The sequence below is a fragment of the Mycobacterium sp. E3247 genome (assembly GCF_001667785.1).
Taxonomy (GTDB): domain Bacteria; phylum Actinomycetota; class Actinomycetes; order Mycobacteriales; family Mycobacteriaceae; genus Mycobacterium.
Genome location: NZ_LZJG01000511.1, coordinates 1 through 719 on the forward strand (window position 1 = coordinate 1; position 719 = coordinate 719).

Genomic DNA, 719 nt, shown 5'->3' on the forward strand with positions numbered 1-719 from the left:
AACGGCGAGAAGTGGTACACCTCAGGGGCGTCCATTTCTCAGCTGGCACTGGTGATGGCCAAGACCGATCCCGACGCCCCTCGTCATCGGCAATACACCACCTTCTTGGTGGAGCTGCCCAACGCGGGTTTCGATATCGTCCGCAATATCCCTATCATGGGCGAATCCGATATCCCCACCTACCAGGGCGAAATCCAGATGGGCCACGCCGAAGTGCGCATCAACGACCTCGTTGTCCCCGACGAGAACATTCTCGGCGGCCGTGGCGAGGGCTTTGCGATGGGGCAGCATCGGCTCGGATACGGCCGGCTCCGGCACGGGATGTGGAGCGTGGCCAAAGCTCAGGCAGCCTTGGATATGGCCACCGCACGTGCGTGCGAGCGTGTCACCTTCGGCAAGCGCGTCGCCGATCGGCAAGGCATCCAGTGGATGCTCGCCGATTGCGCCGAGAAGCTCTACATCACGCGACTGATGATCCTGCACCTGGCCTACAAAATGGAGCACGGGCACGACCTGCGCATCGAGAACTCGATGGCCAAAACCTATATCGCCAACATGCTGATCGAGGTGATCGACACGGCGTTGCAGATACACGGGTCCTTGGGCTACACCCACGACCTGCCGTTGGCGGCCTGGCTCTCAGAGGCGAGAATGAGCCGCATCGTCGACGGCCCCGATGAGGTGCACCGCTGGACGGTGGGGCGCAACGTCGTCAAGGA

1 protein-coding gene is annotated in these 719 nt (G+C 62.0%); it reads left to right on the plus strand.

Features of this window, described 5'->3' with window-relative positions:
• Positions 1-719 (plus strand): acyl-CoA dehydrogenase family protein (locus tag A9X04_RS25815; protein WP_197509402.1); only part of this gene is annotated, 719 nt, incomplete at both ends.